Raw genomic sequence first — 1,144 nt, 5'->3', positions numbered from 1 at the left:
TCGCCCACGGCGTGGCGGCCGTTGTAGAGGGACCAGAGTTCGGGGCGCTGGCGGCGCGGGTCCCAGGCGCCGAACTCGTCGCGCAGGGAGAAGACGCGTTCCTTGGCGCGGGCCTTCTCCTCGTCGCGGCGGCCGCCGCCGAACACGGCGTCGAAGCGGCCCGTCTCGATGGCGTCGAGGAGGGGGACGGTCTGCAGGGGGTTGCGGGTGCCGTCGGGGCGCTCGCGCAGGCGGCCGTCGTCGATGAAGTCCTGGACGTGGGCGACGTGCAGGCGCAGGCTGTGCCGGGCGGCGACGCGGTCGCGGTAGTCGATGACCTCGGGGAAGTTGTGGCCGGTGTCGACGTGCAGGAGGGAGAACGGCACCGGCGCGGGGGCGAAGGCCTTGAGGGCCAGGTGCAGCATGACGATGGAGTCCTTGCCGCCGGAGAAGAGGATCACCGGGCGTTCGAACTCCCCCGCGACCTCGCGGAAGATGTGCACCGACTCGGCCTCCAGCGCGTCCAGGTGGGACAGCGCGAAGGGGTTGTCGTCCGTGCGGACCAGGGTGTCGGTCACGGTGGTCATGCCAGGCCCCGTTCGGTCAGGAAGGCGTGCAGTTCGGCGGCGGACTCGGTGACCTCGCGGCCCCGGGTCTGCAGGCGCAGCTCCGGGTGTTCCGGGGCCTCGTAGGGGTCGTCGACGCCGGTGAGGCCGGTGATCTCGCCGGCGGCCTGCTTGGCGTAGAGGCCCTTGACGTCGCGTTCGGCGCACAGTTCGACGGGGGTGGCGACGTGGATCTCCAGGAAGTCGGTGCCGGCGGCCGCGTGCCGTTCGCGCACGGCGGCGCGGGAGTCGGCGAAGGGGGCGATGACCGGGGCGAGGACCTTGACGCCGTTGGCGGCGAGTTTCTCGGCGACGTAGCCGATGCGGGTGACGTTGGTGTGGCGGTCCTCGCGGGTGAAGCCGAGGCCCTTGGAGAGGAACTCGCGGATCTCGTCGCCGTCGAGGACCTCGACCTTGTGGCCCTCGGCGCGCAGGCGCTCGGCCAGGGCGAAGGCCAGCGTGGTCTTGCCCGCGCTCGGCAGCCCGGTCAGCCACACGGTGGCGCCGCGCTCGCAGGGGGCGGCCGCGCGGGCCGCCTCTACGGCTCCGTCGGCGGCCAG

2 protein-coding genes are annotated in these 1,144 nt (G+C 73.0%); both read right to left on the bottom strand.

The features are described from left to right. On the bottom strand, positions 1–566 hold a 566-nt coding region (cysD, locus tag ACGFSC_RS42860; protein ID WP_359915665.1), incomplete at its 3' end, for a sulfate adenylyltransferase subunit CysD. Continuing rightward, on the bottom strand, positions 563–1,144 hold the full coding sequence (gene cysC, locus ACGFSC_RS42855; protein WP_359915667.1) for an adenylyl-sulfate kinase: 582 nt from the start codon (positions 1,142–1,144) through the stop codon (positions 563–565). The genes cysD and cysC, both read right to left, overlap by 4 nt.

It is taken from the genome of Kitasatospora sp. NPDC048715, from assembly GCF_043198905.1.
Classification (GTDB): Bacteria; Actinomycetota; Actinomycetes; order Streptomycetales; family Streptomycetaceae; genus Kitasatospora; species Kitasatospora lactacystinica.
This window is presented reverse-complemented; position numbering and strand designations above follow the sequence as displayed.